This window comes from Kitasatospora sp. NPDC127116, from assembly GCF_042677365.1.
In the GTDB taxonomy this organism is placed as follows: Bacteria; Actinomycetota; Actinomycetes; order Streptomycetales; family Streptomycetaceae; genus Kitasatospora; species Kitasatospora lactacystinica.
On the sequence record NZ_JBHXTL010000238.1, the window covers coordinates 1 to 7,076 of the forward strand.

The following is a 7,076-nucleotide window of genomic DNA, read 5'->3' on the forward strand; positions in this document are numbered from 1 at the left end:
ACACAGCTCCCACCCCCGTGGGAAGCGGGCCGGACGATCGGGGGCCGCGGTTCGGGGCCCGTTCGACCGGGCCCGTGGACCGGGGCCGTTGACCGGGGCCGCGGACCGGGGCCCGTGGGCCCGGGCCGGTTGACCAGGGCTCGTGGTCAGCGGGCGGCGGCCGGTTGCTCCGCGTGCCGGACGGCGGCCGGGAGAGCGGCGCCCGCGAGGACGAACACACCGGCCAGGACGGCCCAGCCGACCACGCCGTGGTCGACCACGGTCAGGCTGATCACCAGCGGGCCGATCACGTGGGCCGCCGCCTGGCCGCTCATGAACACGCCCTGGTACTCGCCGTGGGAACGCGGATCGGCCAGGTCCAGGCTCAGCGTCCAACCGCCCGCCGAGGTGAGCAGCTCGCCGAGGCTGTGCACCAGGGCGCCGACCAGGATCGCCGCGGTGGCGACCGCGGCCGGGCCCGACTGCGCCGCCGCGTAGAGCAGGCAACCGCCCGCCAGCAGCAGGCCGCCCCGGGCGCAGGCCCGGGCCGCCGACGGAACGCCGTCCACATCCCGGCTCGCCCGGACCTGGAACACCACCACCAGCAGGCAGTTGACCACGCTGACCGCCGCGACCACCGCCGCCGGCGCGTCCGTCGCGAGCACGACCCACAGCGGGATCCCCACGGTGAGCACCGGGAGTTGGAGCTCCAGCAGCGCGTGCAGCACGGTGACCAGCAGGTAGCGGCGGTCGCGCAGCACCGTCCGCCGCCCCGCGCCGGCCTCCGGGTCACCGTCCCGGCCGACCGTCAGGTCCCGGACGGGGAGGCCGGCCAGCAGCGCCGTCGCGCCCAGGAAGCTCGCGGCGTCCAGGACCATCACGGTGACGTACCCGGCGTAGCTGTCGGACTGCAGCGCCAGCGCCGCGCCGCCGGACCCGACCACCAGCCCCGCGTTCATCACCGAGCGCAGCAGCGACCGTGAACGCACCTGGCTCTCGGCCGGCAGCGTCCGGGCGATCAGGGCGCTGCGCACCGCCGCCGCGCCGCGCTCCAGCACCGTGGCCGCACAGGCCAGGGCGACGAAGGCGGCGAAGGAGTGCACGAACGCGTAGCCGAGCACGGCGAGCGCCTCCAGCGGCCCGACCACCATCAGCAGCCGCTTGCTGCCGACCCGGTCGGCGAGCCGGCCCATCGGCAGCCCGGCGAACACCCCGCAGACGCCGGCCGCGCTCAGCCCGAGCGCGATCCGGCCCGGGGTCAGGCCGACGGAGCGGGTCAGGAACAGCACGCCGACGGTCACGAACAGACCGTTGCCGACGGTGTTCACCAGGCTCATCAGGGCGAGCCTGCGCAGCAGGGGGTCGGCCGGCAGCAGCCGTCGGACGGCGGAGGGAAGCACCGCGGCAGAGGTCATGGCAGTAGGACAGCGGGCTTCCCCCGGCGGCGGAACTCTTTTACCGTTACGGTCAATGTTCGAGTTCCATCTGGGCGTCGACGACCTCGCCGCCACCTGGTTCGGCTACTCCGCCCTGCAGGAGGCGGTGTTGAGCCTGCGCGCCCGCCACTGGCCCCTGCGCTACCCGGAGCAGCAGCCGTGGATCGCCGGCTGGCAGGACCGCTACGAGACGCTGGACACCGCACTGCTGGAGTCGATGATCGCGCCGGTCGGCTTCGTGCCGGACTTCCTCACGCCGCGTCCGCTCGGCCCCCGTCCGGACTTCTCGGCCGAGTTGGCGCGGCTGGCGGCCACCCCGCCGGAGGTGGTGCGGGCCGACGTGCTGGAGGCCTACCGGGGCGGCGGGAGACCCAGCCCGCTGCCGCCGGTGCTGGCCGGGCTGATCGACGACCCGGCGGCGCTGGCCGCCCGGACGGCCGAGGCGCTGGACGCGTACTGGACGCGCTGCCTCGTCCCCGCCTGGTGGCCGCGCGCCCGCTCCGTGCTGGAGGCGGACATCGCCTACCGGGGACGGATGCTCTCGGAGCACGGGGCGGACGGACTGTTCGCGGACCTCGACGCCAGGCTGAGCTGGCACGCCGGGGTGCTGCGGCTCGTCGACCCGCACCCGGCGGTGAAGGCGGTGGGCACCACGGTGAAGGTCGCCGGGCGCGGATTGGTGCTGATCCCGACGCTGTTCGGGCTCGGGGCGCAGACCGATGTCACTCAGGCGGGGCCGCCGCTGGTCTGCTACCCGGCGCGCGGCAAGGCGACGATGGCCGAGGGCCTGGGGCCCGCCGGCGCCGAGGCCGGGGCGGTGGCCGACGGGCCGCTGGCCGGACTGATCGGCACCCCCAGGGCCAGGCTGCTGGCACTGCTGGAGACCCCGGCCAGCACGACGGAGCTGGCGCACCGGCTCGGGGTCACCCCTGGTGCGGTCAGCCGGCACCTGGGCGCGCTCGCGGCGGCCGGGCTGCTGGAGCGCAACCGGCTCGGCCGCAGCGTGCTGTACCGGCGCAGCCGGCTTGGCGACGCGGTGGTGGCGGGGCGCCCGCACCTCGCGGCGGGGGGCTGAGGGCTTCCGGCGAACGGCTTTCAGCGGACGGATTTCAGCTGACAGCTTTCAGCGAACGGATGACAGATGACAGATGATGAAAGTTGTCAGCTGTCATCCGTCATCCATCCCGGCCGGCACGGGCCGTCCGCCCGTCAGGCCTCGCGCCCGATCGTCCTGAGGTAGGCGCGCCAGCCGCCGTGGTGGGTGATCTCGCGGTGCACCCCGCGCTCGACCTCGCCGCGGGCCAGCAGCATCGACAGGCAGGCCGAGCCGTCCTCCAACTCGATCACGCCCAGCTCCAGTTCGCGCGGCTCGCCCGGCAGGATGACGTCGCGCAGTCGCTCCAGCGGGATGTCGTACAGCTCGCCCTCGATCGCGGTGCCCGCCTCCGGGTCCGCCAGCAGCCCCGGGCAGACGTCCGTCCCGCCGCTGTGGTCGATGGAGAAGAATCGGTAGCCGGGGGCGGTCCTGGCCGGCCCGAGCAGCGAGTCGGCGACCTTGCTGTGGAAGGGGCCGCCGGTCATCGCCTGGCCGTTGAAGAACATGCGCGCCATGGGTGAACTCCTTGCGTGGAACGGACCGTTCCGTACGGCGACGAGAGGACAGGTGGATTCGTCGCCGTACGGAACGGAGCGGTGGACCGCCGGAGTGCCGCGTCCCGGCGGACGGCGGCGGTGGCACCGGCGGGTGGGCGGGGATCAGCCCAGCAGGGGCAGCGCGGGGAGGGTCAGGAAGTCCACGAACTCCTCGGCCAGGGCGACCTGTTCGAAGAGCTCGGCGGCCTCGCGCCAGCGGCCGGCACCGTAGGCCTCCTCGCCCAGCTCGGTGAGGAGTTCGGCCAGCTCCGCGGCGACCAGGGTGCGGACCAGCTCGGCGGTGGTCTTCTCGCCGGTGTCGGACAGCACGACCCCGTTGTGGATCCACTGCCAGATCTGCGAGCGGGAGATCTCGGCGGTGGCGGCGTCCTCCATCATGTTGAAGATGCCGACGGCCCCGAGGCCGCGCAGCCAGGCCTCGATGTAGCGGATCCCGACCTGGACGGCGTTGTGCAGCCCCGCACGGGTGCAGGTGCCGCCGGCGCCGGCGATGTCGAGCAGCTGGGCGGCGGTCACCGGCTCGGCCGGGCCGGGGTTGTCCTTCTGGTGGGGCCGCTCGCCGAGCACCGCGTCGAAGGAGGCCCGGGCGACCGGCACCAGGTCGGGGTGGGCGACCCAGGAGCCGTCGAAGCCGTTGCCGGCCTCGCGGTCCTTGTCGGCCTTGACCTTCTCCAGTGCGGAGGCGTTGACCTCCGGGTCGCGGCGGCTCGGGATGAACGCGGCCATGCCCCCGATCGCGTGGGCGCCGCGCCGGTGGCAGGTCTGCACCAGCAGCCGGGTGTAGGCGGCCATGAAGGGCGAGGCCATGGTGACGCTGTTGCGGTCCGGCAGGATGTAGTGCTCGCCGGCGTCGCGGAAGTTCTTGACGATCGAGAACAGGTAGTCCCAGCGCCCGGCGTTGAGGCCGGCCGCGTGGTCGCGCAGCTCGTAGAGGATCTCGTCCATCTCGAACGCGGCCGTGATGGTCTCGATCAGCACGGTCGCCCGGATCGTGCCGTACGGGATGCCGAGTTCGGCCTGGGCGTGGGTGAACACGTCGTTCCACAGGCGGGCTTCGAGGTGGCTCTCGGTCTTCGGCAGGTAGAAGTACGGGCCGGAGTTGGGGTCCTCGGCGCCCCTGGCCAGCAGCCGGGCGGCGTTGTGGAAGAAGTAGAGCCCGAAGTCGACGAACCCACCGGCCACCGGGGTGCCGTCGACCAGCAGGTGGTTCTCGTCCAGGTGCCAGCCGCGCGGGCGGACGACGACGGTGGCGAGCTCGGCGGCGGGCTTGAGGGTGTAGGCCTTGCCGGCCGTGCTGGTGAAGTCGATCCGGCCCTCGAAGGCGTCGATCAGGTTGACCTGGCCGCCGACCACGTTCTCCCAGGTCGGAGAGGTGGCGTCCTCGAAGTCCGCGAGCCAGATCCGCGCCCCGGAGTTGAGCGCGTTGACGACCATCTTGCGGTCGGTCGGGCCGGTGATCTCGACCCGGCGGTCCTGGAGGGCGCGCGGCGCCTCGGCGACCTTCCAGTCCGCGGCCCGGATCCCGGCGGTCCCGGGGAGGAAGTCCAGCGTGCCGGCGGCGGCGATCTCGGAACGGCGGGCCTTGCGCCCGGCCAGCAGCTCCTGCCGGCGCCCCTCGAAGGCGCGATGGAGCCCGGCGACGAAGGCGATCGCCTCCGGGGTGAGCACCTCCCCCGCCCGGTGGACGCGCGGACCGGCGACAGTGACGACCGGAGCGGCGGGGGAGGCGCCGAGGGGCCCTTGATCTGCGGCCATGAGCAGGACACTCCTAAGACGGTTGAGCCTGGCGAAGGGAGCTCCGGTAGGAACTTCCCCGGGGAACTTCCTCGATCGGAACCCGCCTGTCGGCGAGTTCGATTCTGTAAAGTGGAGACTAGTTTCCGCGATACAGAATTTCAACGGTTTGTTGAAGAGGTCGCCGGGACTCTACTCCTCCCCCCGACAGTGAAGGAAACGCCGGTGGTTGCGACCCCCGACCCAGCATCGACGACAGGCACCGAGCGCGCGAGCGGCGGCGTGCAGTCCGTCGAGCGCGCCTTCCAACTCCTGGAGGCGCTGGCCGACTCCGGGGGCGTGGCCACACTCAGCGAACTCTCCACCAGTTCCGGCCTCCCGATGCCGACGATCCACCGACTGGTTCGTACCCTCGTCCAGCAGGGCTATGTCCGCCAGGACACCGCGCGCCGCTACACCCTCGGCCCCCGACTGATCCGCCTGGGCGAAACCGCCGGCCGGCTGCTCGGCAGCTGGGCCCGCCCGTACCTGGCCGAGCTCATGGAGGCCACCGGCGAGACCGCCAACCTGGCGGTGCTGGAGGGCGGCGAGGTGGTGTACGTCGGACAGGTGCAGTCGCGCCGCTCGATGCGGATGTTCACCGAGGTCGGCCGACGGGTGCAGCCGCACTGCACCGGCGTCGGCAAGGCGCTGCTCGCCCAGCTGCCCGAGGACGAGGCCCGCGCCGTCCTCGGCCCCAACCCCCTGCCCGCCCACACCGAGTACACGGTCACCGACCCGCAGGAGCTGATGCGCCAGCTCGCCGAGGCGCGCGAGCGCGGCTACGTGGTCGACGACCAGGAGCAGGAGATCGGCGTCCGGTGCATCGCGCTCGCCGTCCCCGGCGCGCCGACGCCCACCGCCCTCTCCGTCTCCGGACCGGAGGCCCGCATCCGGGCCCTGGAGGAGCAGGCCGGGGCCGCCTCGCTGGTACCGGTGATGCACCAGATCGCGACCCGGCTGGGGCAGGTCCTCGCACCCTGACGGCACGTCAACCACCGTTGCCGGCCGACCCGGTCGGAGCGGCGTGCCGCGTCATCCGTTCGAGCGGACACCGGGCGGGTTGCCGCCGGGCTCCGGCGGCGGCTCCGCCACCCTGGTGCCGACGCGGCCCGCAACGGCGCGGGCGGCCGGGACGCGAGGACAGGGTGAGCGGGGATGGAGCAGCAGCACCGGGACGTGCGGAGCGCCGTTCAGGGCGGTGGCGGTGGGGTACGGGGTGGCGACGTGCCGGACGGTGACGCGGCGGGTGACGTCGCGGCGGATGGTGGCGCGGCGGGTGACGTCGCGGCGGACGGTGGCGCGGCGGGCGGCGGCCTGCGGGGCCGCCGCCTGGGAGGACGTGGCCTGCGGGGACGTGGCCTGCGGAGTGCCGGCCTGTTGGGCGCCGGTCGGCGTGCCGCGGGAGGCAGGGGGTTCGGCGGGGCCGGGCTGGTCGCGGCCGTGGCGGCGGGGTGCGCGGTGACAGTACTGGCCACCGACCCGTCCTGGGCGCTGCTGCGACCCGAGCCCCGGCCCGCGGTGGAGGTCGTCGCGACGGGCGCGCCCGAGGCGTCCATCCTGCCTGCGCCGGTGACGACCGGCGCCTCCACCCTGCCGGCACCGGCCAAGCCCGGGGCGGGGACGGCCGCTTCCGGTACCGGTGCCGGTACCGGCTCGGAGGCGGCCGGAGCCTCCACGCTGCCCGCACCCGCCGCCGCCCGAACGTCCGACTCCGACCTGGAGGTGGTCCGGATCGACCCGGACCCGGCCACGCCCGGCGGCACCACCACCATCCACGCCTTCGTCGGCAACGGGGGCCCGGACACCACCGCCTCCCCGTTCACGGTCGTGATCACCCTGCCGGAGGGCGTGAGCCCGGAGGGCCCGTACTTCCCGTCCGACTGCCGGGTGACGGGCCACGGCCGCGTCGTGCGGTGCGTCTTCGGGGCCGGACTGCGGGAGGCGCGCAGCGCGACCGCCCTCATCCCGGTCCGGCTCGACCCGGAACTGCCGGTGGGCAGACTGAGCGGCGGCTCGGTCACGGTGCGCAGCGCGGACGACCGGAACGACGGCAACAACCGGCAGCCGTTCGACATCAGGGTGGTCGAGGCGGCTGCCGGTTCCTGAGTCTCGCGGTTCCGCCGGCGGGGCCGGCCCCGCCGGCGGGCCCGCCCCCGCGGGGGGCCGGGGCGGGGGGGGGGGTTGGGCGGAGGGGTGGGGGGGGCGGGGGGGTTGTACCCGGCCCACGAGGTG

6 protein-coding genes are annotated in these 7,076 nt (G+C 74.2%); 3 read left to right on the top strand and 3 right to left on the bottom strand.

Features of this window, described 5'->3' with window-relative positions:
• Nucleotides 1–146: 146 nt before the first annotated feature.
• Nucleotides 147–1,394, bottom strand: a complete 1,248-nt coding sequence (locus tag ACFVHV_RS42680; protein WP_359898540.1) for an MFS transporter — start codon at nt 1,392–1,394, stop codon at nt 147–149.
• Nucleotides 1,395–1,449: 55 nt separating this feature from the next.
• Between ACFVHV_RS42680 and ACFVHV_RS42685 the strand changes: the two genes are divergently transcribed.
• Nucleotides 1,450–2,490, top strand: a complete 1,041-nt coding sequence (locus ACFVHV_RS42685) for a helix-turn-helix domain-containing protein (protein WP_380359114.1) — start codon at nt 1,450–1,452, stop codon at nt 2,488–2,490.
• Between the two features lie 134 nt (nt 2,491–2,624).
• On the opposite strand, the gene ACFVHV_RS42690 is transcribed toward ACFVHV_RS42685, so the two are convergent.
• The gene (locus ACFVHV_RS42690) at nt 2,625–3,026 is read right to left on the bottom strand and encodes a gamma-glutamylcyclotransferase (RefSeq protein WP_359898542.1); all 402 of its coding nucleotides are present in this window, start codon (nt 3,024–3,026) and stop codon (nt 2,625–2,627) included.
• Between the two features lie 144 nt (nt 3,027–3,170).
• The gene (aceB, locus tag ACFVHV_RS42695) at nt 3,171–4,823 is read right to left on the bottom strand and encodes a malate synthase A (RefSeq protein ID WP_380359117.1); all 1,653 of its coding nucleotides are present in this window, start codon (nt 4,821–4,823) and stop codon (nt 3,171–3,173) included.
• A 204-nt stretch (nt 4,824–5,027) separates the two neighbouring features.
• Here aceB and ACFVHV_RS42700 point away from each other — a divergent pair, with 204 nt between their 5' ends.
• Both ACFVHV_RS42700 and ACFVHV_RS42705 read left to right on the top strand, forming a co-directional pair.
• The gene (locus ACFVHV_RS42700) at nt 5,028–5,825 is read left to right on the top strand and encodes an IclR family transcriptional regulator (RefSeq protein WP_359898544.1); all 798 of its coding nucleotides are present in this window, start codon (nt 5,028–5,030) and stop codon (nt 5,823–5,825) included.
• A gap of 477 nt (nt 5,826–6,302) precedes the next feature.
• Nucleotides 6,303–6,950, top strand: a complete 648-nt coding sequence (locus ACFVHV_RS42705) for a hypothetical protein (protein ID WP_359898545.1) — start codon at nt 6,303–6,305, stop codon at nt 6,948–6,950.
• Nucleotides 6,951–7,076 lie beyond the last annotated feature (126 nt).